Source organism: Enterobacter sp. A8, assembly GCF_004296595.1.
Taxonomy (GTDB): domain Bacteria; phylum Pseudomonadota; class Gammaproteobacteria; order Enterobacterales; family Enterobacteriaceae; genus Enterobacter; species Enterobacter cloacae.
Genome location: NZ_SCMF01000004.1, coordinates 197477 through 220229, shown reverse-complemented (window position 1 = coordinate 220229; position 22753 = coordinate 197477). Strand labels below are relative to the sequence as shown.

21 protein-coding genes are annotated in these 22753 nt (G+C 59.1%); 8 read left to right on the top strand and 13 right to left on the bottom strand.

Annotated features, from left to right (window positions below):
• Positions 1-5 precede the first annotated feature (5 nt).
• Complete coding sequence (locus tag EQV24_RS16700) at positions 6-1304, top strand: DUF445 domain-containing protein (protein ID WP_013095435.1); 1299 nt, start codon at positions 6-8, stop codon at positions 1302-1304.
• Here EQV24_RS16700 and EQV24_RS16695 read toward each other — a convergent pair.
• From EQV24_RS16695 to EQV24_RS16670, 6 genes are all read right to left on the bottom strand, one after another.
• Positions 1274-2350, bottom strand: coding sequence for a DUF2955 domain-containing protein (locus EQV24_RS16695; RefSeq protein ID WP_130626857.1), 1077 nt, complete (start codon positions 2348-2350; stop codon positions 1274-1276). The genes EQV24_RS16700 and EQV24_RS16695 overlap by 31 nt on opposite strands.
• The gene (locus tag EQV24_RS16690) at positions 2340-3407 is read right to left on the bottom strand and encodes an HlyD family secretion protein (protein WP_029882194.1); all 1068 of its coding nucleotides are present in this window, start codon (positions 3405-3407) and stop codon (positions 2340-2342) included. The genes EQV24_RS16695 and EQV24_RS16690 overlap by 11 nt, the downstream gene beginning before the upstream one ends.
• Positions 3404-3874 (bottom strand): MarR family transcriptional regulator, encoded by a 471-nt coding sequence (locus EQV24_RS16685; RefSeq protein WP_013095432.1) that lies wholly within the window; start codon positions 3872-3874, stop codon positions 3404-3406. The genes EQV24_RS16690 and EQV24_RS16685 overlap by 4 nt, the downstream gene beginning before the upstream one ends.
• A gap of 571 nt (positions 3875-4445) precedes the next feature.
• The gene (locus EQV24_RS16680; protein ID WP_045295461.1) at positions 4446-5141 is read right to left on the bottom strand and encodes a winged helix-turn-helix domain-containing protein; all 696 of its coding nucleotides are present in this window, start codon (positions 5139-5141) and stop codon (positions 4446-4448) included.
• Positions 5113-5511: a hypothetical protein gene (locus tag EQV24_RS16675; RefSeq protein WP_029882197.1), complete on the bottom strand. Its 399-nt coding sequence runs from the start codon at positions 5509-5511 to the stop codon at positions 5113-5115. Before EQV24_RS16675 ends, EQV24_RS16680 begins: the two co-directional genes overlap by 29 nt.
• Positions 5504-5827, bottom strand: a complete 324-nt coding sequence (locus tag EQV24_RS16670; RefSeq protein ID WP_130626856.1) for an antibiotic biosynthesis monooxygenase — start codon at positions 5825-5827, stop codon at positions 5504-5506. Before EQV24_RS16670 ends, EQV24_RS16675 begins: the two co-directional genes overlap by 8 nt.
• A 214-nt stretch (positions 5828-6041) precedes the next feature.
• On the opposite strand from EQV24_RS16670, the gene EQV24_RS16665 reads away from it, so the two are divergent.
• Both EQV24_RS16665 and EQV24_RS16660 read left to right on the top strand, forming a co-directional pair.
• Positions 6042-6311, top strand: a complete 270-nt coding sequence (locus EQV24_RS16665) for a DUF1778 domain-containing protein (RefSeq protein ID WP_013095428.1) — start codon at positions 6042-6044, stop codon at positions 6309-6311.
• A 3-nt stretch (positions 6312-6314) separates the two neighbouring features.
• Positions 6315-6836 carry a GNAT family N-acetyltransferase gene (locus EQV24_RS16660; RefSeq protein ID WP_013095427.1) on the top strand — a complete coding sequence of 174 codons (522 nt, stop codon included), beginning with the start codon at positions 6315-6317 and terminating at the stop codon, positions 6834-6836.
• A 49-nt stretch (positions 6837-6885) separates the two neighbouring features.
• Here EQV24_RS16660 and EQV24_RS16655 read toward each other — a convergent pair whose 3' ends face one another.
• A complete protein-coding gene (locus tag EQV24_RS16655) occupies positions 6886-8301 on the bottom strand; it encodes an aldehyde dehydrogenase family protein (protein ID WP_130626855.1) in 1416 nt (471 codons plus the stop codon).
• 100 nt (positions 8302-8401) lie between these two features.
• Between EQV24_RS16655 and EQV24_RS16650 the strand changes: the two genes are divergently transcribed.
• The gene (locus tag EQV24_RS16650) at positions 8402-9304 is read left to right on the top strand and encodes a LysR family transcriptional regulator (protein ID WP_130626854.1); all 903 of its coding nucleotides are present in this window, start codon (positions 8402-8404) and stop codon (positions 9302-9304) included.
• Here EQV24_RS16650 and EQV24_RS16645 read toward each other — a convergent pair.
• Positions 9291-9770 (bottom strand): carboxymuconolactone decarboxylase family protein, encoded by a 480-nt coding sequence (locus EQV24_RS16645; protein ID WP_013095424.1) that lies wholly within the window; start codon positions 9768-9770, stop codon positions 9291-9293. The genes EQV24_RS16650 and EQV24_RS16645 overlap by 14 nt on opposite strands.
• 102 nt (positions 9771-9872) lie before the next feature.
• Between EQV24_RS16645 and EQV24_RS16640 the strand changes: the two genes are divergently transcribed.
• Positions 9873-11261 carry a PLP-dependent aminotransferase family protein gene (locus tag EQV24_RS16640; protein ID WP_029882200.1) on the top strand — a complete coding sequence of 463 codons (1389 nt, stop codon included), beginning with the start codon at positions 9873-9875 and terminating at the stop codon, positions 11259-11261.
• Positions 11262-11347: 86 nt separating this feature from the next.
• Here EQV24_RS16640 and EQV24_RS16635 read toward each other — a convergent pair whose 3' ends face one another.
• Positions 11348-11509 carry a DUF1127 domain-containing protein gene (locus EQV24_RS16635; RefSeq protein ID WP_020687816.1) on the bottom strand — a complete coding sequence of 54 codons (162 nt, stop codon included), beginning with the start codon at positions 11507-11509 and terminating at the stop codon, positions 11348-11350.
• Between the two features lie 176 nt (positions 11510-11685).
• Here EQV24_RS16635 and EQV24_RS16630 point away from each other — a divergent pair, with 176 nt between their 5' ends.
• A complete protein-coding gene (locus EQV24_RS16630) occupies positions 11686-13104 on the top strand; it encodes a PLP-dependent aminotransferase family protein (protein ID WP_130626853.1) in 1419 nt (472 codons plus the stop codon).
• Between the two features lie 100 nt (positions 13105-13204).
• Here the strand turns inward: EQV24_RS16630 and EQV24_RS16625 are convergent, their stop codons facing one another.
• The 3 genes from EQV24_RS16625 to EQV24_RS16615 all read right to left on the bottom strand — a co-directional run bounded on the left by EQV24_RS16625 (position 13205) and on the right by EQV24_RS16615 (position 15893).
• The gene (locus EQV24_RS16625; protein ID WP_013095420.1) at positions 13205-14326 is read right to left on the bottom strand and encodes a cupin domain-containing protein; all 1122 of its coding nucleotides are present in this window, start codon (positions 14324-14326) and stop codon (positions 13205-13207) included.
• Positions 14327-14462: 136 nt separating this feature from the next.
• Positions 14463-15059 (bottom strand): ATP-dependent Clp protease proteolytic subunit, encoded by a 597-nt coding sequence (locus EQV24_RS16620; RefSeq protein ID WP_013095419.1) that lies wholly within the window; start codon positions 15057-15059, stop codon positions 14463-14465.
• A gap of 63 nt (positions 15060-15122) precedes the next feature.
• Positions 15123-15893 (bottom strand): DeoR/GlpR family DNA-binding transcription regulator, encoded by a 771-nt coding sequence (locus EQV24_RS16615; protein WP_038981735.1) that lies wholly within the window; start codon positions 15891-15893, stop codon positions 15123-15125.
• An 81-nt stretch (positions 15894-15974) separates the two neighbouring features.
• Between EQV24_RS16615 and EQV24_RS16610 the strand changes: the two genes are divergently transcribed.
• Together EQV24_RS16610 and EQV24_RS16605 are read left to right on the top strand one after the other, a co-directional pair.
• Positions 15975-16361, top strand: coding sequence for a VOC family protein (locus tag EQV24_RS16610; RefSeq protein WP_130626852.1), 387 nt, complete (start codon positions 15975-15977; stop codon positions 16359-16361).
• A gap of 179 nt (positions 16362-16540) precedes the next feature.
• Positions 16541-17158, top strand: coding sequence for a response regulator (locus EQV24_RS16605; protein WP_023620669.1), 618 nt, complete (start codon positions 16541-16543; stop codon positions 17156-17158).
• A gap of 3 nt (positions 17159-17161) precedes the next feature.
• On the opposite strand, the gene EQV24_RS16600 is transcribed toward EQV24_RS16605, so the two are convergent.
• A complete protein-coding gene (locus EQV24_RS16600) occupies positions 17162-22744 on the bottom strand; it encodes an ATP-binding sensor histidine kinase (RefSeq protein WP_130626851.1) in 5583 nt (1860 codons plus the stop codon).
• Between the last annotated feature and the right edge of the window lie 9 nt (positions 22745-22753).

Below are 22753 nucleotides of genomic sequence, written 5' to 3'. Positions count from 1 at the left end.
AACCCATGGAAAAAATTGCTGAACTCAAACGCGCCAAGCTGCTGGCGCTGTCGCTGCTGCTGATTGCCGTCGCGGCGTTTATCACTACCCTGTTTCTGCCGCAAACCTTCTGGGTGCGCGGCGTGAAGGCCATTGCCGAGGCGGCGATGGTTGGTGCGCTGGCGGACTGGTTTGCGGTCGTCGCGCTGTTTCGCCGGGTGCCCATTCCGTTTATCTCGCGCCATACGGCGATTATCCCGCGCAATAAAGACCGGATTGGCGATAATCTCGGCCAGTTCGTGCAGGAGAAGTTTCTCGACACCCAGTCGCTGGTGGCGCTGATCCGCCGTTATGAGCCGGCGCAGATGATTGGCACCTGGTTTAGCAAGCCCGACAATGCCCAGCGTGTCGGACAGCATCTGATTCAGGTGATGGGTGGTTTTCTTGAGCTGACCGACGACGGGCGTATTCAGCGCCTGCTCAAACGCGCGGTGCATAAGGCCATCGACAAGGTCGATTTCACCGAAACCAGCGCAGTGATGCTGGAGAGCATGACCAAAAACAACCGCCATCAGGTACTGCTGGACGCCATCATCAACCGCCTGATCACCCTGATTCAACGCGACAGCACGCGGGAATTCATTTCAGACCAGATCGTCCACTGGCTTAAGACCGAGCATCCGCGCAAGGCGATGGTGCTGCCCACCGAGTGGCTGGGCGATCAGAGCGCGGAGATGGTGTCGAACGCGGTGAATACCCTGCTGGACGACGTTAGTCATGACCGCACCCACCAGATCCGCCAGGCGTTCGACCGCGCCACGCTGAAGCTTATCGACAACCTGAAAAACGATCCGGAGATGGCCGCAAAGGCAGAGAACATCAAGCATTACCTGAAGAACGACGACGCGTTTAACCGCTATCTGGGTGAGATGTGGGCTGACCTGCGCCAATGGCTGAAGGCGGATATGCAACGTGAGGATTCCCGCGTGAAGCAGCGCATCGCCAACGCCGGGCAGTGGTTTGGCGAAACGCTGCTCGGTGACGACAGCCTGCGGGCATCGCTCAATGAGCACCTCGAGCAGGCGGCGCACCGCGTAGCACCGGATTTCGCGGCGTTTCTCACCCGTCATATCAGCGACACGGTAAAAAGCTGGGACGCCAAAGATATGTCCCGCCAGATCGAGCTTAACATCGGCAAAGATCTGCAGTTTATCCGCGTCAACGGCACCCTGGTGGGCGGGACGATTGGCCTGATCCTGTTTTTACTTTCGCAACTGCCCGCCGTGCTTGCACATTACTCCGTTTTGGGTGGTGCAATGACGTAGCGCGTCGCCTCAAAGCGATTGAGGATCAAGTGCACCAGAAACACCATCGTCAGCGTCGCCACCAGAGAAAAGGTCACCGAGGTGATGCGGTAGAGATCGCTGAACACCAGGTCGCTGTCCGGGTGCATGTTCTGACCGAACATAATCCCGATGGTGGTGATGCTGGCAAACCCAACGCCGGCTCCCACCTTCTCCATCACATGCAGACGCGCACCAAACGCCAGCCCGAGGCCGATAAGCGGCATCATCAGTAGCATGTGGCTGCTGTGATCGTAGAGGATAAGCTGCACCACCAGAATATAGAGACAGCCCAGCACCACGCCAGCCACGCGCCAGATAGAGCTCATCACCGCGCCGCGATAGTGCATCGGGAACAGAATCAACACACCGGCCATCAGCGCCGAAAGCGAATCGCTCAAATCGCTTATCTGGAAGATGACAAAAATCATCGTCGCAACGGTGCCGGAGAGCAGAGACTCGTGCCGCACGCGGGCATCATCTTTCTCGATCAGCGGCGGCGGCTTGCGCGGTTCAACGTCCGGCAGGAGGTAGTTCATCAGCGCGCTCAGGCATACCGCCATCACACTCGCTTCAATGTTGGAAAACAGCAGCGTGTGCCAGTCGGTGGTGGGATAGCTCATAAAGTTGAGCATCACGCTCTGGCACACCACGCCCATCGACCCGAACAGGAACAGCGGCCCCTTACTCATAAAGCGAAAACGCATGACATACAGGGCAAAAACTACCAGCGTCATGATCACCGGCCACTGGGACAGATAGCCGATAATAATCACCATTTCGACGCAGTTTAGCGATGCGCTGAAGATAAACTGCTTCGCCACATGGCGGTTAAAGACCGGCACCAGCGACAGCAGCATGATGGGGTAGACCACATATAACACGCCGTAGCTGGTGTTATAGAAACTTGAAATACTCAGCGCGATCATCCCGGCAAAGACGATGCGCAGGGTCTGGCGAAAGTCATTGGCCGTATAGACGATGTTGCCGTGCGGGGTAAAGACCCGCGCCAGCGTGCTAATAGACATAGTGGAGCAGGCTCACCAGGTGGATTTGCATCCCGGAGAAGAAGCGCGCAAACGGCCCTTCGCTGTTGTAGAGCTGCACGGTGGCACGAGCGCCGGTCGGGAGCGGTTTCGGCAGCGTCTCATCCAGCGCCACGTGAATGCGCATTCGCTGAGCGTCGCGCACCCAACGGTTGGAGGTTTCCGGCGCGGACAGTTCGCCGCTCACCGCCTCCTGTCCGGCAAGGATCCCCGCATCGCTGCTGGTCACGTGGGCGCGGAAAACCTGTCCCGGAAAGGCGTCAAATACCACGGCGGCATCGGTCCCCTGATGGGTATGGCGCAGACTCTTCTCACGAAAATCGGCCACAATATCGGTCTGATTATTCACCAGCGCCAGCGCCGCCGAGCCGGACGAGGCATAAAACCCGGGGCTCAACTGCAGGTTGCTGACCGTACCATCCGCCTGGGCGTAAACCTTCGTCCAGCCGAGGTTCAGCTCCGCCTCATCCAGCGCGTTACGGTATTTTTGCAGCGTCACGTTGCGGTGCTCTTCCCGCTCGCCGCGCTGGATGCGCAGGTTATGGATGTTCGCCTGAATCGAGCTCACGGACTGCTCGCTGCTCTGCCAGGTGGTACGGACCTTATCCAGATCCGCCTGCGAGACGTTCTGTAACGTGCTCAGCTTCTGGTAGCGGTCAAAGGTCACTTTGTCGTTACGCGCGGTCAGCACGGCGGTTTTCAGGCTGGCCTGGGCGGCGGCGATCTGCGCATCCAGCTGTTCATTGGACAGGCGTGCCTGCTCAAGCGCGATTTGCGCCGCTTCCACTTTATTGCGAAACGGCGTGTCATCCAGCTCAAACAGCAGGTCGCCCCGCTTCACCTGGCTGTTGTTGTGTACGTGCACGGCCGACACATACCCGGAGACGCGCGGAGAAACCGGCGTCACCACGCGCATGACGGTGGAGTCCGGCGTCAGCGGGATCCAGATATCAGCGACGACAAAGTAGACAAACATCAGCAGGAAAGAGGCAATACTCACCCTTACCCAGCGGGCAAACTTTTGTTCAGGAGTCATTATTTTTCGGTCTTGTTATCTTCTTCGCGGATTGTCCGCAAATTGCAGGCGATTTGATTCAAGGTGGCGCTGAAAATTTCGATATGCTCAGGCGCGATGTTTTGCGATACGCGCGTCTGGTACGTCTCAATCACCTGGGTGAGCCTTTTTAGGATGGCTTTTCCCTCAGGCGTCAGCGTCAGAAGCCGGATGCGCTTGTCATAAGGCGATACGGTGCGCAGCAGGTATCCCTGCTTTTCCAGCTGTGTCAGGGTGCGCATCAGCGGCGGCAGTTCAATGCCCTGCACCTCCGCCAGCTCACTCACCGAGACGTTATCCCCCAGTTGATGAAGCTGCATCATTACCGTCCAGCTCGACTGGGTTAACCCGGTATCGAGAATGGCGTCGTCAATAACGGCGCGCCACTGGCGCACAATCATCGCCATCCGCATGCCCATCGGCCTGCGGCAAAACAGTTGTTCTTCACTCATGGGGGGAACCTCTCTAAACACGTCGTCAAGATAATAGTTATCAGGGTAAGTATCAAGAAACGCGAGACGAAAGAGCAGGAATTGCGAAACGATGTCTCCCTCTCCCGGCGGGCTGAGGGTTCCCCATACAATAATGCCTGCACGGAGGACCCCCCTCTCCCTTGAGGGAGAGGGTTGGGGTGAGGGGGAACATACGGCTGTGGAGGTCATTCCGTTCACTTTATGTTCCTTGCTACTCTGTAACAACATGACCCGTGAACGTGCCAGGGCGGCTCAATCGCCGCCGCCCTGGCGACCCGGGCTCCCGGCGGTAAATCGCCGCTTCGCGGTGCCTTCGGCTTATTCCTTCCGGCTTATCGGGGACGGGCGGATGTAACGTCCCTGTAAAGCCGCCCTCTCGGCGCATCCATGCGCCTCGCCCCGGCCTGCAGGAAACGCCTCAGCGATTTACAGCCGGACCAGGGCATCGCTGAATGCTCTCAGTCATTCTGAGAGCAGCGTTATCGCTTATGGTTAAAAAATTACTGGGGAATCCTCTCCCGGCGGGAGAGGGTACAGCCCGCAGCGGAGTTTAGCGGCTAAAATGTCGGGTAATGGCGCCCTTCCCCGAAGCCGTAAGCACCACTTCCCGATACCCTGCCACCCGCTGGATCCAGCCCTTGCTTTCCAGATGCATGAGCAGCGCCGCACCGGCTTCACCGCCCAGATGAAACCGCCGCTCGCTCCAGTCCAGACAGGCGCAACAGGCCTTTCGCCGGGGATGGGTGCTTAACGGGATACCGAGTTTCAGAAACTGCTCCCGGCCATACAGCGTCAATGCTGAACCGTCTGGCTCCAGCCAACTTTCGGCCTGCATGAAATCGTAGATCTGCACCGCCACCGCGCCCGCCAGATGGTCGTAGCAGGTGCGGGCTTCACGCAGGGCTTTTGGCGCGCTGGTTTCCGGCGGAGAAATGCGGTGCCACGACAGCCCCATCATCTGCTCCACCAGCTCCGCTACGTCATACCCTGCCAGGCGATAATAGCGATGGCGCCCCTGCGACAGGCAGGTAATGAGCTTTCCGTCCAGCAGCCGCGCAAGGTGCCCGCTGGCGGTAGACGGCGCCACATCCGCCGCCGCACTCAGCTCGGTGGCCGTCCACGCTCGCCCGTCCATCAGCGCACAAAGCATTTTCACGCGCGACGGATCGGCCATTGCGGCTGCTACTGCGGCAATGGCCTGCTCCAGCGCTGCGCTGTTATCTGGCGGTAAGCTCGTCTTTAACATAGGTTGCCCAGGGTTCGGTGATTGCTGCGGCCAGCTTATCATTATCCGTCAGCAGAATGAGGTGATTCGCGTGGTCGCTGTACTGGGTAAGAATAGACACCCCGCGAGCCGCCAGTGCAGCAGCTATCTCCCCCAGCTCGCCGGGGCGTTCCTGCCTCAGTTTTCTGATGATGGGCCGACGAACCGCTTTCAGGTTAAATCCGGCCTCAAGCAGAACATGGCGGGCTTTTTCGCCGTCTTCCACCAGAAAATGTGCCTCAACGCCGAATACACCACCGCCTTCCAGCCCAATCCCTTTACTGCCCAACAGCTGACCAAAGCGTGCCAGTTCACCCGGCGTATCGTTAAAAATCACATGAACATCATACATCCGCGTGCCCTCCGTTTTCGGCGCTGTATTCCCGCACCAGCTGTGCCACCCGAATGCGGTAGTACGTAAAAATCGACTCCCGCCCCTCGGCCTGCGCGGCCTGATGAAAAACGTTCTGCTTCCAGTTGCGGATAGCTTCTTCGTCCCGCCACCAGGAGAGCGAGAGAATTTTGCCGTCGGTGGTCAGGCTCTGGAAACGTTCGATATCGATAAAACCGTCATTATCCGCCAGCAGGGGTTTAAGTTCGGCCGCGAGCTGCAGGTACCGCGCCTGATGCGCCGGCGCGGCTTTGGCTTCGAAAATGACTGCGATCATGAAGGTCTCTCCGTTGTGATGGTGTGAAGAGAATGCAGGACAGATGACAAGGATGCTTCGGTATGGAGCGAAGTGTTGTGCCGGATGGCGCTGCGCTCAATTTCCCGTTGAAATCCGATGATGACAGACATATGATTTATGTACGGTAAGATTCCGTACATAATATTACTATGCAACCGGGGCATTAACCCCAGGTAACGATGAAGAGCGAATCATGTCAGCACTAAAGAAACAGCGTATCGATCTACGCTTAACCGAAGACGACAAAAGCCTGATCGAAGAAGCAGCGGCAATGACGAACCAGTCAATTTCACAATTCATGGTAAGTACGGCCTCCGAACGCGCAGCAGAAGTGATTGAACAGCACCGCCGCCTGATCCTCAACGAGGCATCCTGGAACCAGGTGATGGATGCGATCAGTAACCCGCCAACACCAAATGAACGACTGAAGCGAGCAGCCAGGCGTCTCCAGGATCTGGAGTGATACGTGAATAACATGAAAATAGGGATTTTTTCAGATGACGTTGAGTATGATCTAAGCCATTTCGATTGCGGAGAAGAGAGCCTAAACACCTTTCTGACGGCACACCTGAAACGCCAGCATCGTGGGAAATTTTTGCGGGGTTACGTTCTTGTCGCATCCGGGGAAAAGCCGCGGGTGTTGGGTTATTACACGCTGTCCGGGAGCTGCTTTGAAAAGGCGTACCTTCCTTCTAAAACCCAGCAGAAGCGAGTGCCTTACAAAAATGTTCCCAGCGTCACGCTGGGCCGCCTGGCGATAGATAAACGCTTCCAGGGGCAAGGATTGGGGGAGTTGCTGGTCACCCATGCTCTGAAAACGGTCTACCTGGCGTCTTTTGCCGTGGGTATCCACGGGATATTCGTAGAAGCGCTGAACGACAGCGCCAAAAACTTTTACCTTAAACTGGGGTTTATCGCCCTTCAGGCAGAGAATGAAAATACTCTCTTCCTGCCGACTAAAACCATTGAAAGACTGTTTGCAGATTAAGCCTGTTTCTCACGCCCCGCGAACCGGGCGTGAGTAACACGTAATGGGTTTAACCCACAATCGACTTCGGCTCCATAAACGCCCCAATTCCCCATTCGCCCATCTCACGTCCCACGCCGGAGTGTTTAAACCCGCCAAACGGGGCTTTTGGCTCATGCGCGAGGGTGTTCACCAGCACGCGCCCGGAAACAATCTGCTGCGCCACGCGACGCGCACGCCCGGTATCACGCCCCAGCACCATCGCGCTCAGGCCGTACTCGGTATCGTTGGCAATCGCGACAGCCTCCGCCTCGTCCTGATAAGGAATAATGCACAGCACCGGGCCAAAAATTTCCTCACGCGCGATGGTCATCTGGTTGTTCACATCAGTAAACAGCGTCGGGCGCACAAACCAGCCGTCCCGCGTCCGGTCCGGTCGCCCTTCGCCGCCCGCCAGCAGTCGCGCGCCTTCGTCGAGCCCTTTGCGAATATATCCCTGCACCCGCAGCCACTGCTTTTCGCTGACCATTGGGCCAATCTCTGTCGCGCTTTCGCGCGGGTCGCCGGATTTCACCGCCGCCACCGCCTGCGCCAGGGCGATTTCCATCTCGGCCTTGCGCGACTGCGGCACCAGAATACGCGTGCCGGCCACGCACGCCTGCCCGCTGTTCATAAACCCGGCCTGAATCACCAGCGGGATCGCCCGTGCAAGATCGACATCATCCAGCAAAATCGTCGGCGATTTACCGCCTAACTCCAGCGTGACGCGCTTAAAACCCTCCGCTGCGTTACGCAGGATCGCTTTGCCGGTATTCGTCGACCCCGTAAACGAGATTTTCGCCACGTCCGGGTGGCGGCCAATGGTCTCCCCCACCGTCTCGCCGCGCCCGGTGATGATATTAAACACGCCCGCTGGCAATGCGGCATCACGCAGCGCCTCGGTAATAATCTGCGTTTGCAGGGCGCTCATTTCGCTGGGTTTGATCACCGCCGTGCAGCCCGCCGCGAGCGCCGCCGCCAGTTTGCCGCAGATAAACCCCGCATCGCTGTTCCACGGCGTGATCAGGCCCGCTACGCCTAGCGGCGTCATCTGCACCGATGCCGCCCCCGCTGAAAATGCGAATTCAAACCCCTCCAGGGCCTCAATCGCCTGGGCAATGACATCGGCCGGATAACTGGCCATCCACGCCGAGCGCGCAGCCGGTGCGCCGTACTCTTCGATTATCGCCTCCAGCAGCTGATCATGACGGGCGGCAACAGCGGCATGCATACGTGTTAACGCAGCAATCCGTTCCTGTTTTGTGGTTTGCGACCACGCCGGAAACGCCGCTTTGGCGGCCGCAATGGCGCGTTCAGCGTCGACCTCATCTGCCAGACGCACCTGCCCTATGACCTGTGCCGTCGCCGGGTTGTATAAATCAAAACGCTCGGTGCCGTGCGGGGTAACAAATTCGCCGTTGATAAAAATCTGTTCGATGTGGTGCATATAAACCTCCTCAGGCTGTGTGGACACAGTCTGGCACGACTACTCCGTTGCGATAATCCACGCTATGCTGCAAGGGTTGTTTCGATTTTCAGGATAATCTATGCATCGTTCAGGTTTGACAGAGCTGGAAGTGGTGATGGCGGTGGTACGACGCGGCAGCTTTCGCGGTGCCGCCCAGGAGCTGGGTATGTCCGCCACGGCGGTGAGTAACGCCATCGCCGGGCTGGAGAGCCGCCTCGAGACGCGTCTTTTTAACCGCACTACCCGCAGCGTGGCGCTCACCGACGCCGGGCAGCGTTATGTGGCGCGCATCGGTCCGGCGCTGCAGGAAATTCGTCAGGCCGGGGAAGAGATCAACAGCGACACCGGTGAACCCGCAGGCACCCTGCGCCTGAACGTGCCGAACAATATTGGCTCCCTGTTTCTGGACCAGCTGCTGATCGACTTTATGATCCGCTACCCGAAAATGCGCGTGGAAACGGTGAGCGAGGCGCGAATGATCGATATCGTCGCCGAAGGCTACGACGCCGGGATCCGCCTTGAAGAGGCGGTTCCGCAGGACATGATCGCCGTACCGCTGACCGGAGAGATCCGCCAGCTCGTGACCGCCACACCGGACTATTTTGCCCGCCACGGTATCCCGCAAACGCCGGAGGATCTGCTGTTGCATCAGGGGATCGGGATGCGCATGGCCCACGGTGGGATCTACCGCTGGGAGCTGGCCCGTCGGGGAGTCCAGTATGCGCTGGCCGTGCCGCCGCGTTTTGCGACATCCGATCTTTTTGCCTCGATCCGCGCGGTCAAAGCAGGGCTGGGGATTGGCTTTTTGCCGGAACTCTATATCCGTGACGAGCTGAAAAGCGGGGAACTGGTGAGCGTGTTAAACGACTGGACGCAGCCGTTTGCCGGGCTGCGTCTTTACTATCCAGGCCATCGCCACGTCCCGCCGGGGTTGCGGGCGCTGGTGGCGATGATCCGCGAGCGCGGGATTATTCCAGGTTAGCCTTGTTCAGTCCGTAAGCTGCGTCCAGCGAGCCGGGGGCCATGCGCGAGGTAATGCCTAAACGGTTCCAGGCGTTGATCGCCACGATGGCGAAGTTCAGCTCTGAAATCTCCACGTCAGAAAAGTGTTCCGCCACGCTACGGTACAGCGCGTCGCTCACCCCGTGAACGCCAATCTGGGTCAACGCTTCGGCGAAGGCCAGCGCCGCTTTCTCGCGAGCGCTGAACAGCGGAGATTCGCGCCAGGCCGCCAGGTGGTAAAGGCGCAGTTCGCGCTCCCCGGCAATTTTGGCCTCTTTGGAGTGCATATCCAGACAGAAGGTACAGCCGTTCAGCTGGGAAACGCGAATGTCGATCAGGTGCTTCAGCGCCGGGTCGATGGAGGTTTTCGCCACTTCCATGCTCAGGGCGGACAGCGCGTTGGCAAGGGCTGGAGTGACTTTATGGTGGTTTACGCGAGTGCTCATTGTCTTTCCTCTTATTTACACGGTATGTGTCATGCGATGAGGACAATCTACGCGGGTCATGACATAGTAAAAAGATACAAAAAACATAAAATGAGGTAGGACATGAAGCCGGGCTATCACGACATTTACACCCGCTATCGCGACAACATTACGCGCGGCGTGCTGAAGCCTGGCGATAAGGTGCCCGCCATTCGCGTACTGGCCGAAGAGCTCAAGGTAGCGCGCAAAACCGTCGAAACGGCGTATGCTATTTTAATCGGCGAAGGGTACCTGGTGAGCCAGGGCGCACGCGGCACGCGGGTCAATCCCGATCTCTTGCTGCCCGCGACGCCGGCTCCAGCGGATCACACCACCGGTACACTCCCGGCATCGCTTATCAGCCAGCGTGAACGAGCGGGTTTTCTGCGCCCCGGCATTCCCTCCCTCGACAGCTTCCCCTATAAAAAATGGTTACTGCTGGCAGGCCAGGCGACGCGCTCGATGCGGCCGGAAGAGATGCTCAACCCGCCGGTGCTGGGCTGGTATCCCCTGCGCCAGGCTATCGCCCGCTATCTGAATATCTCCCGCGGGCTCTCGTGTACCGCCGAACAGGTGTTGATCACCAGCGGCTACAGCGGCAGTCTGCGCCTGATCCTCGATACGCTCGCCAGCCGCAGCGACAAAGTGGTGTTTGAAGATCCGGGCTATTTTATGGGCCAGCAGCTGCTTAAGCGGATTGTGCCACGTCTGCACACCGTGCCGGTCGATCGCTGCGGCATCGACACGGAGTATCTGTTGCATCATCACCGCGACGCCCGTTTTGCTATCGTGACGCCCTCTCACCAGAGCCCACTGGCGGTAACGCTCTCTCTGCCGCGTAAACAGCAGCTTCTCGACTGGGCGAGCCAGAACGGGGCGTGGATTATTGAAGATGATTACGACGGGGAATTTCACTATACCCGCAAGGTGCTGCCGTCGCTGAAAAGCCTCGATCGCCATGATCGGGTGATCTTTATGGGCACTTTCAGTAAAACCATTATGCCCTCCTTACGCATGGGCTACATCGTGATGCCCGCCAGCACGGTTGAGGCATTTACCGACTGCGCGGACATCGTCGCCAGCGGCCAGCCGGTATTGACGCAAAAAATCCTCACCACCTTTCTCAACGAGGGCCATTTTTTCCGTCATCTCAAGAAGATGCGCGCGCTGTACCAGACCCGCCGGGAGTGGATGATTGCCGCCCTGCGTGAGGTATATGGCGATCTGTTTTTCACCGAGCAGAACGACGGCGGAATGCATATCGTGGCGTTTCTGGCGAAAGGCAGCAACGATCGGGAGGTGGCGTGCTGCTGGCAAGCGCAGCAGCTGCAGGTGAATGCCCTTTCAGAGTGGTATCGCGGGTCGGGCAAACGCTACGGGCTGGTGATGGGCTATAACAACGTGCGGTCATATCAGGAGGCGGTGGATTTGCTGGAAAGACCGAAGCGGCAGACGCTTGCGCTGTTGAGCTAAACATCGCCCGGTGGCGCTACGCTTACCGGGCCTACGGGATCGAGTAGGCCGGGTAAGGCGCAGCCGCCACCCGGCGGCGACGTGTCTCACACATCATACCGCGACAACCCAACGTCCTTGAGCTGCTCGTCGCTCATCTGGCTCAGAATGCGGCGGGTACGGTTGACGCGATACCAGTTACGCAGCGTTTTCGCTACCCACACAAACGCGATAAACGGACGTTTTGAACGATTTTCGTAGAATTCCATGATGCTCTCCTCACCGTGTCAGTGGGGCTATGATCGTGGAAAACGGCTTTAGCAATACAGACTCAAAAACAACTTTTGTTTAACATACAGATCCGCTAAAACGGTATCTGCATGCCGTTTTTTGCGGCAATCTGTACTGGTTTTGTAATCTGTATGGTGACAACAAAGGATACAGCATGACGCGCTACCAACATCTGGCCAATCTACTGGCAGAACGCATTGAACAAGGGCTGTATCGCAGCGGTGAACGTCTGCCGTCGGTACGCGCGCTGAGCCAGGAGCATGGCGTGAGCATCAGCACCATACAGCAGGCCTATCAGATCCTCGAAAACCTGCAGCTCATCACTCCCCAGCCGCGCTCCGGCTATTTTGTGTCTAAGCGCAAGGCCCAGCCGCCGGTGCCGGCCATGACGCGCCCGGTGCAGCGCCCGGTGGACGTCACCCAGTGGGATGAGGTGATGATGCTGCTGGATGCCCGCGCCGACAAAGAGATGATCTCCTTTGGCGGCGGTTCGCCAGACGTTAACCAGCCGAGCCTGAAGCCCCTGTGGCGTGAGATGAGCCGCATCGCACAGCACAACCCCGCCGAAATGCTGAGCTATGACGTACTCGACGGGCGCCTTGAGCTGCGCGAGCAGATCGCCCGGCTGATGCTCGACGGGGGCTCCACCGTGGCGGCGAACGAGATTGTGATCACCAACGGCTGCCACGGCGCGCTCTCCATCGCCCTGCTGTCGGTCTGTAAACCAGGAGACATTGTGGCGGTGGAGTCGCCGTCGTTCCACGGCACCATGCAGATGCTGCGCGGGTTTGACATCAAGGCGATAGAAATTCCGACCGATTCGCAAACCGGGATCAGCATTGAGGCTTTAGAGCTGGCGCTGGAGCAGTGGCCCATCAAAGCGGTCATCCTGGTGCCCAACTGCAATAATCCGCTTGGGTTTATCATGCCGGAGTCGCGTAAGAAGCAGGTGCTGGCCCTGGCCCAGCGGCACGATATCGTGATCGTCGAGGATGATATCTACGGCGAGCTGGCGGCGGAATACCCGCGCCCGCGAACCATTCACTCCATGGATATTGATGGCCGCGTGATCCTCTGCAGCTCGTTTACCAAAACCGTGGCGCCAGGGTTACGCGTCGGCTGGATTGTGCCGGGACGCTACTACGACCGGGTGATGCACATGAAATACGCCGCGGGCGGGTTTAACGTGCCGGGCACGCAGATGGCGGTGGCGGCGTTTATCCGCGACGGCCATTATCATCGCCACGTGCGCCGTATGCGCCAGATTTATCAGCAGAATATGGAAACCTATACCTGCTGGGTACGGCAATATTTTCCGGCAGACATATGCGTGACGCGCCCGCAGGGCAGTTTTTTGCTGTGGGTGGAGCTACCGGAGAAGGTCGACATGGTGTGCGTCAGCAAGCAGCTGTGCCGGTTGAAGATCCAGGCCGCGGCCGGGTCGCTGTTTTCCGCGCCCGGAAAGTACCGCAACTGCCTGCGGATTAACGTGGCATTACCGCCGACGGATAAGCATCGCGAGGCATTGAAGAAGATGGGTGAAGCGATTGTGATTGCGATGGAGGAGGGCTAGTGCGGCCTGATGCCCTCACCCCGGCCCTCTCCCACAGGGAGAGGGAGAAAACCGCCGTTGTAGGCCCGGTAAGCGCAGCGCCACCGGGCAACAGGCCGCACTACTCGTCGAAGTACCAGTACCCCTGGTTAATCAGCCCGGTGAGCTCCTCGACAAACGCCGGGTTGTTCAGCGCATCGCCCAGCTCGGCCTGGCCCAGCTCAGTGTAGCGGCACAGCGCGTCCGCCGCCTTCGCGTCGACTGTCTCGAGCTGTTCACTGTTGATAAAGAAACTGCCGTTGATATTCAGCACGCGCAGGCCGCTCAGGCGAGACAATCTCTCTCCGCCCTGCAGCGCGTCCAGCACCTCCTCGGGCGCATACGGCGGCTCGGCGGCGGCGATATCCAGCTCGTGACGCGGCGTGGAGACAAAGCTGCCGAACCATTTTGTGAAATCATCCGGCTTACCGATCATGTCGATCATCATCTGGCGAATGCGATCGAGCTCGTACTGCTCAATGCGCCCAGGGTGTTCGCGGCAGGTCAGATCCGGATCGCTGTAATGCTCCCCACCCAGATCGTTTTCCAGCGCGTAATCGGCAAAGCTGCTGATCAGATCGCGGCCGTTTGGCCCCCGGAAACCCACAGAGTAGTTCAGCGCGGTTTCATGGGTGAAGCCGTCGTGCGGGAATCCAGGTGGAATGTAGAGAATATCGCCCGGCGCCAGATCTTCGTCGATGATCGGTTCAAACGGATCCACGTGCAGCAGCGCCGGATGTGGGCAGAACTGACGCATCGGCAGCTTGTCACCCACGCGCCAGCGACGGCTGCCCATCCCCTGAATGATGAACACATCGTACTGATCGATATGCGGGCCCACGCCGCCGCCCGGCACGGAGAAGGAGATCATGAGATCATCCAGACGCCAGTCCGGCAGCACGCGGAACGGGCGCACCAGCTCCGCCGCCGGCATGTGCCAGTGGTTCACCGCCTGCGCCAGCAGCGACCAGCCGGTTTCACCCAGGCCGTCAAAGTGCTCAAACGGACCATTGCTGGCCTGCCATTTGCCGTTGAAATGGCTCACCAGACGGCTATCGACCTCCGGCTCCATCGCCAGGCCTGCCAGCTCGTCCGGGGTAATCGGGTCGACAAAATTCGGGAAGGCATTTTTCAGCACAACGGGTTTTTTTTGCCAGTATTTCTCAAGAAATTCCGGCCAGTTCAGGTTCAGTTGATACGCCATGGATAGCACCAGTGAGAGGGGAAACAGGCGCGATTATAGGCAAGAAGGCAGAGGGGGAACTTGTCATGGGTCAAACCAGCACGCGTAGGTCGGGTAAGGCGTAGCCGCCACCCGACACGTACACGGCGTTAAAAACTTAATCCAGCTTCAGATCGTCATAATGGGTAATCAGTTTACCCACAATGCCGTAATCCAGCGCTTCGGCCGGAGACATCCAGAAGTTGCGGTCGGTGTCTTTTTTCACTTTTTCCAGCGGCTGGCCGGTGGCGTCGGCGATCAGTTTGTTTACCCGGTCCAGCATGCGGATGATCTCGCGCGCTTCAATCTCAATATCCGTCGCCTGACCGCGCACGCCGCCCAGCGGCTGGTGGATCATAAAGCGGGTGTTTGGCAGCGAGTAGCGATGCTCTTTTTTCGCCGCCAGGAAGATGGTGATCCCGGCGCTCGCCACCCAGCCGGTACCGATCACGTGTACATCCGGGCGGATGAACTTGATGAAGTCGTGAATGGTATCACCGGCTTCCACGTGACCGCCCTGGCTGTTGATGTAAAGTTTGATCGGATCGTTGCTCACGCTTTGCAGCAGGATCAGCTGGGTGATGACTTTCTCTGCCAGCGCCTGGTTGATTTCACCGGAGATAACAATCGAGCGGGATTCCAGCAGCTTCTGCTGCAGTGCGCTCTGTGTCCCTTCCGCTTTATCCTTATCGCCGTCTTTCAGTGTGTAGTGCATTGTTATGTCCTCAGCATTTAGCGCTCAAAACCAGAGTGTAGCCTGTTTTACCCGTGAAAGTCCTCAGGCGCACACAATGCGAATGTCCTGGGCCGCAAACGCGTCGACAACGCCCTGTTCCAGCGCCTCTTCTACCACCAGCACATCAATGTCCTGGCACGTCGACACCACAAAGCGCGCCACACCGGGAAGTTTGTCTGCCGTCAGGGCCACGATGGTCTGGTTGCTCTGGGCGATAACCGCCTTTTTGAATTCGCAGTCGGCAAAGTCAAAGCCGGTGAGTCCCATCTGCGGATCCATCGCGCAGCCGCCAATAAAGGCCTGATCGAAGATAATGCCCTGGATCTGACCCGCGGCCGTGGCGCCCACCGACCCGCCGGATGCCCGCTGGATCTGCCCGCCGGTGATGATCACCTCGCACAGGGGATGGCGCAGCAGTTCCGTGGCGATGGCCGGGGAGTTGGTCACCACCGTGACGTTGAGATCCGCCGGGAGCGCTTTCGCCAGCGCCAGGTTTGTTGTCCCCGCGTCGATAAAAATGCACCCGCCCGCCTGAACCAGCGTTGCTGCTTTCTGCGCGATTGTGTGCTTTTCTGCACTTATTTTCTGCTCGCGGCTTAAAAAATTACCCGCATCCGGAAGCTGAAGCACCGCGCCGCCGTAGACCTTTTTGCAATAGCCCTCTTTGCTAAGTTCATGTAAATCACGGCGAATAGTGTGCTCGGATACGTTCATCTGGCTCGCCAGCTCGGTACAGACCACCCTTCCGCTCTTCTGAAGGATCTGGCGGATCCGCGCTTGTCGCTGTTCAGGAAAAGCTGCATAATCGAGCATTGAAAGTCCTTTAAAAATTCTAATCGAGTATCAATGCGCATAATGTTGCATAACCGCGCAACACAAACAACGAGGGTTACAATGAATATTGCACATGTCGTACTCTGGACCCGCAGCCTTAACGCCCAGGTTCAGTTCTGGGAAACGGTGTTTAATGGCCGCAGCAACGCACGCTACGTCAGTAAAAATCGTCCGGGTTTTGAATCCCATTTTATTACCCTTGATGAGGGGCGGACGATTGAGCTGATGACCATTCCGGACCTGCCCGACGCGCCTGCCCACCCTGAATTTATCGGCTGGGCGCATATCGCCATCAACGTCGGCGGAAAAGCACAGGTGGACAGCATGGCGGCACAGGCCAGGGCAAACGGCACGCTGCTTAGCGCCCCGCGTATGACCGGGGACGGCTTCTATGAAGCGATAATCGCGGACCCGGACGGCAATCGCATTGAGCTTGTCGGTGCATAAAAACAGCGTTTCGTTCCTTCACCGCCCCTGCTCCGGCTCGCTATACTTCATATGGTTATCATATTGTTAAATGATAATGATATTTAATGTGTTAAGATGAAAGTCAGCATAAACAGTCTCTTACGTAACCGAAGGGACGGTTTGCATCCTCGACCTTTAAATCAGCACCGGGGCGGTGAATGGAACACATTGTGTATGTGGTTGATGACGATGACGCCGTCAGGCAGTCCGTGACCGGGCTACTGGAATCGGCAGACCTGAACGCTATCGGCTTTTCATCGGCAGAAGCATTTCTTCAGCACCGCTTCGAGGATCTGCCTTCGTGCGTGATCCTCGATATGCAAATGCCCACCATCTCCGGTTTTGAGGTGGCTGATGCCCTCAGGGACAGCGGGCGTGAGATCCCGATTATTTTCCTCACCGGCCACGGCACCATCCCGATGTCGGTTCGCGCCATCAAAGGCGGGGCCTACGAGTTTCTGACCAAACCGGTTGAATCCGCCGCGCTTATCGACGCCATTGAATCCGCACTCCGGCTGGCGGAAAACAACGCCGTGCGTAACAAAGAGCACTACGCCCTGAAGCAGCGCCATATGTCTCTTACCCCGCGCGAACATGAAGTGCTCCAGCTGGCGATAAGCGGCCTGCTGAACAAGCAGATCGCCGCCGAGCTTGGGGTGAGCGAAATCACGGTGAAAGTCCATCGCCGCCGCGTGATGGAGAAGATGCAGGTGCGCTCCGTGGCAGAGCTGGTCAGGGTCGTGGAACGCCTGAGCAAAAGTCTGCCAACGGAATAGCCGTTACCCTTCCTGTGCCGCAAGCGGCAGCGCAAAAGCAAAGACGGTGCCGTGCGGCTCCCGGCGGCGCGCGCTCAGTTTTCCGCAGTGCCGCTCAATGATGCTGGCGCTGATGGTCAGCCCCATCCCCATGCCCTGCGCTTTAGTGGAATAGAACGAGTCAAAAATCTTCTCCAGCCGCTCAGGCTCTATGCCGCTGCCGGTATCGGCTATCTCCACCAGCACTCTCCCTTCTGCATTGCTGGTGCTGATGGTGATGGTGCAAGAGCGATCTTTCACCTCGGCCATCGCCTCTACCGCGTTCATCACCAGGTTGAGCAGCACCTGCTGGATCTGCACGCTGTCGCCAGTGATAAAGCTATCCTGTGCCTGCAAAAGGTAATCGACGCTAATGTGTCGCTGCTCAAGCTCGCTGCGCGACAGCGCGATGATATGGTGGACCAGGTAGTGCAGATCGATGCGTGAGAAGGTCGGATCCTGCTTGCGCGTCAGGGACTGAATGCTGCGGATGATCTCCCCCGCCCGCGCCCCTTCAGCGGCGATCTCCTCCAGCCCTTCACGCACTTTATCCAGCCGGGCTGGCTCCCGGTTGAGCCAGCGCAGGCTCGCCCCGGCGTTGGAGACGATCGACATCAGCGGCTGGTTGATCTCATGAGCGATGGAAGAGGTCAATTGCCCGACGGTGGTCGCCCGGGAAACGCGCGCCAGATCTGCCTGCGCCACCCGCATCGCATCTTCCGCCGCCCGCTGGCTGGTAATGTCGGTGATGATGCCGTAATACTCGTTCACCTCGCTGCCCACGCCCACCGGATCGCCAATCCCGAGAATATAGCGGATTGAGCCATCGGTGCGGTTAATGCGGAACTCCGCCCGCATGGAGAGCCCTTCGCGTACGCTTTGGGTGACGATGGTACTGATCCGGGCGTAATCATCCTGATGCACAAAGGTCAAAAACTCCGCCATGGAGATCTTCTTTTGCTGTTCAGGCAGGCCGAGGATTCGGGCGTACTCCTCGGAGATAAACATCAGATCCTGCTCCAGCTCCCAGCGCCAGCTGCCGGTGTGGCTGATCTGCTCGCCCAGCATCAGCGAGGTCTGGCTGGATCGCAGCTCTTTCTCCACGCGACGACGCTGGATGTTTTCCGCCAGCAGCTCGGCATACAGGCGCGCCGTCTCCAGCGAGACCGCCGCCTGCGCCCCCAGCAGGCTCACCACGCGGGAGTGCTCGGCGGTAAAGACCTCCGGCATCAGGCGATTTTCCAGGTAGAGCACGCCCACCAGACGCGCCTGTTTGAACATCGGGACGCACATCACGGCCGCCCCCGAGGTCACGAGATAAGGATCCTGGCTGAAGGGGTGAAACTCTTCCGGCTTGCCGGTGCGGATCTCCTGCCCGGTGCGGATCACCGCCGCCAGCACCGACAGCGGCATATCGGTCGCCATCGGGACCTCTTTCAGGATCCGCACCCGCACGCCGTCGGTACTGGTCCACGCGCTGGCCTCGATCTCCGGGATATGGTTGTCGCTCACGCGCAGCAGCAGACCGCGCTGCGCCCCGGCCCGTTCAAGCAGCAGCGTCATCAGGTTTTCAATCAACCGCTCAAGGTTAATTTCTTCAGACAGCGCGCGTGACGCCTTGATCACGCTTTGCAGATCGCGAATCACTTCATTCTGCGCGAAAGCCACCGTGTCGTACGCGCTGGCCTGGGCGGAGCTCAGGAGATGCGGGAAATCCTGCTCAAGCTGGCGCACTTTTGCCTGTGCACCGGCGCGGCCCCAGGCGGCGATCGCCCCGCGGAAGTGGGCGTCCGAGGCGGTCGGATAGCCGCAGGCAAGGGCAAAGCGCCCTGCCAGCTCGTGGGCCAGCGCGTTCAGCGGATTGAAACCGCCCTCCCGCGAGAGGCGCACCGCCTTCTCATACTGCTCAAGCGCAATGCTGTTCATCCCGTCCAGACGCACGATTTCGGCGTAAATCAGCGCCTCTTTGTCGGCAAACGTGCCCGGATTAATCCGCGCCCAGAGGGCGATTTTGTCGTAGTGGGCGTGAATGCTGCGACGGTGATTCGCCGAGAAGGTCTCCGGCGTCAGCTGTCTGGAAAGCGACAGGGCGCTGTAGAGATGGTAATCCAGCAGGTGAATGTGGCCAGGCGCAGACCACGCGAACCAGCCCGCCTGCTCCAGCTCCGCCTGCGCGGCGGCATACTCCCCGCAGGTAAAGTGCGCCATCCCACGGTACAGCCAGTACCAGAACAGCATGGTCGAGGTCTGCTCCGGGGCCTGCTCAGGCGCCGCTGGCAGCATCGCTTCAGGCAGCACCTGCGCGGCGCTCCAGGTGCCGATGACCGGCGTACGCAGAAACTCAACGTAGCCGCGCTGGAGCATCAAAATCGTTTCGATGTCCTGGAAGTGGGTTTTACGGACAAAGGCCAGACCGCGATCGATGCTGGTCAGCACCCCGTCCAGATGATCGCCCCGCGAGAGGAAGTTGATCACCTGATGGCAGGCTGCAAAGCAGGCCACCGTCATATCACCGTGAGTGACGGCGGCGGTAAAGCAGGCCTTGGCGCACTCGATGGTGAACGACAGCGGCTGGGTCCAGACGCTGAGCTGATCGAGCGGCAGCAGGGTTTTGGCTTCAAAGGCATCGTAGCCGTGACGGTTTACCAGCTCGCGGGCCAGCGTGCCGTACTGGAAACCAAGGCGATACTCGGCGTAGCGTTGGCCAATCAATACCCCAAACCAGGCCATCGCCGTGGTGGAGGCGCCGGTGATACCGTGGTCGAGGGTCAGGTGCATCATGCGACAGAGCAGCAAAAAGTGCAGGCGCGGGCAGATAAAGCTGGCGCAAATGCTGGCGCTATACAGCAGGTTCATCACCGCTTCGGTTTGCGGGTTGTCCATCTGCGAGAGCTGGACAAAATGCTGTTGCGGCGCGTCTCCCACGCGGTTGCAGAAGTGTTTCCAGGCTTCGTCGCACTCGACGTCTTCCGGGTAGTGGCTGATCTGGATACCAAAAATCCCCAGCCAGCACAGCGCCGCCTCCAGCGCCAGACGGCTGTCGGACTGGCGAATGTAGACTTCCACCAGCAGGTTAGCCGCCAGCGCTTTTTCAGTCAGCCCGCCGGGGCAGCCGAGGATCGCGTCACACAGCTCGCGGGTTCGCTCCAGGTGGCCGAGCGCAAATTCACAGCCCGCCTCTTCGATGTCGAGCATAAAGTCAGACACCGCCCCGGCATTGCCCAGCGCTCTGGCGGTCTGAATGTAGCTCAGGGCCGAATGATAATCGCCGGTGCGCTTCGCCCGCCGTGCGGCCAGCAGGCTGAGCTCGCGGAACATCTGGCGCTGCGGCGCGGGCTGAATGCTGTCCAGCGCGGCCGTCACGTGGTGCACGGCGCGGAACAGCAGTTCGTTCCCCGCCGCCTGACGCGCGGCCTCGGCCAGCAGGCTGGCGGTGGTCAGGTGCAGGTGGCTCCTCTCACGCTGATCCAGCAGTGCGAAAGCAGCCTCCTGCACCCTGTCGTGGGTAAAGGCATACGCTTTTTCCGTCAGCACAATCAGCTGCGCCATCACCGCCGGGTGCAGCGCATAACGGATTTCCGCCACCGACATCCCGACCACGCGGCACAACATCTCCAGCTCGCCCGTGCCGCCAAGACAGGCAATGCTGCCCAGCAGACGACGCGTCTCGTCGGGCATCTCTTCAAGCTTTTCCAGCACCAGGGTGACGACATTTTCGGTGTAATGCCGGGCGCGGATCGCCTGCAGATCGTACTGCCATTTGTCCTGATACTTGTTATGCACCACCAGCCCGTCATCAACAATGCGGCGGAAAAACTCATGCACGAACAGCGGGTTGCCGCCGGTTTTTTCGTGGATAAGCGTGGCGAGGTCGGTTGTTGTGGCGCTGCGCACGCGAAACAGCGTGCCCAGCCAGCGTGCTACCGCCTTCACCGTCAGCGGCTGCGGGATAATCTCGATGGCGTGTTGCGCCGACGCCGGCAGGCTCGCGAGCTGCTGCTGTAACGCGGGATCGGACAACGAGGCGATGTCCCGGTGCGCCACCACCAGCAATAGCGGAATGGCACCGCAGGTCGCCAGCAGGTGCTTCAACGTTTGCAGGCTGGCGGCGTCGCTCCACTGCAGATCGTCAAGCAGCAAGACCAGCGGACAGCCCTGCGAGGCAAAGGTTTTAACCAGCGCCAGCACCATATGGCTGAAGCGGGCCCGGGCATCAATGGAAAATGTATCTGCCGAGAAGCGAGGTTTACTCTCCAGCAGCAACCCCAGCTCGGGCACCAGGCTGACGGCCAGCTCTTCATATCCTTCCAGGGCGCGCGAGAGGCGGATTTTCCACTTCGCCACCTCTTCCGCAGGCAGCCCGAGCAGGTGCAGCGTCAGGGTGCGAAACGCCGAGCTTAATACGCCGTAGGGTAACGTCGGCGAAAACTGATCGACCTTGCCCACCGCCAGCAGCACCCTGCGCTGCTGCAACGTTTTTAGCGCCGTGGCGATAATCGAGGATTTACCGATCCCCGACGGCCCGCCGATCGTCACCAGCTCCGGCACAATGTTTTGCCCCACCCGCTCAAACGCGGCGATGACGTCGTTTGCCTGCGGATGCGCCGCAAACAGGGAGTCCGCCAGATGGATCGCCGGCGTCCGGTCCTGCTGGCCTGGCGTAAAGGCGACGATCTCGCCTTCGGAGGTTAACGTCGCCTGACAGCGTCGAAGATCGGCAATCAGCCCGTCGACGGTCTGGTAGCGGTTATCGGGTTGCTTCTCCAGCAGCTTGAGGATGATGGTCGACAGCATGTCGGGCACATCCGGGCGCAACACGGCGGGAGAGAGCGGCTCAGAGGCAATGTGGTAATGCGCCCAGTTGGTCTGCTCGTTCTCGCCGAGCTCAAACGGCAGGCGTCCGGTCAGGAGCTCATAAAGCACAATGCCCAGGCTGTAGAGATCGCTGCGGCAATCGACGGCCCGCTGTGTGCGGGTGGTGTGCTCCGGGGACATATAGGCGGGCGTACCGCCAGAGACGGCCAGCCGGGTCTGGGAAAAGGCCCCGGAGATGCTACATGACAGGCCAAAGCTGCCCAGACGGCAGGTTGAATCGTGATGAACAAAGATATTGCCGGGCTTGATATCACCGTGGATCAGGTTTTGCAGGTGCATCTGACGCAGCGGCGTGCAGATCTGGATCGCCAGCTCGATAAACCGGGCGATCCCCGAGATCGCCCTGCCCGCGCGTCGCGCCAGCAGCTCAAACGAAAATGGCGCGTACACCAGTGCAAAACGCCCCCGGTACTGGGTGGAGGCCACGGCGCGAATGGCCCAGCTGTCCTGCAGGTGATCGCGCAACGCAAACTCATTTTTGAGCAGCCGGGTGGCCCGCTCTTCTTCTTCGTCGCTGACCGCGGTGGCAATGATAAAGGAGCCGCCAGAATGAGGATGTCGGGCATTCATCCAGGAGATCCCGCCCTCCTGCGCCAGCACGGTAAAAATGACATCCTCTTTAAGGACAAAAACCCGCCCATCATGGAGATTTCCCTGGGCGGGCCAGAATGCAGGCAGCTCGTTTTCGTTCATCCGCGATCC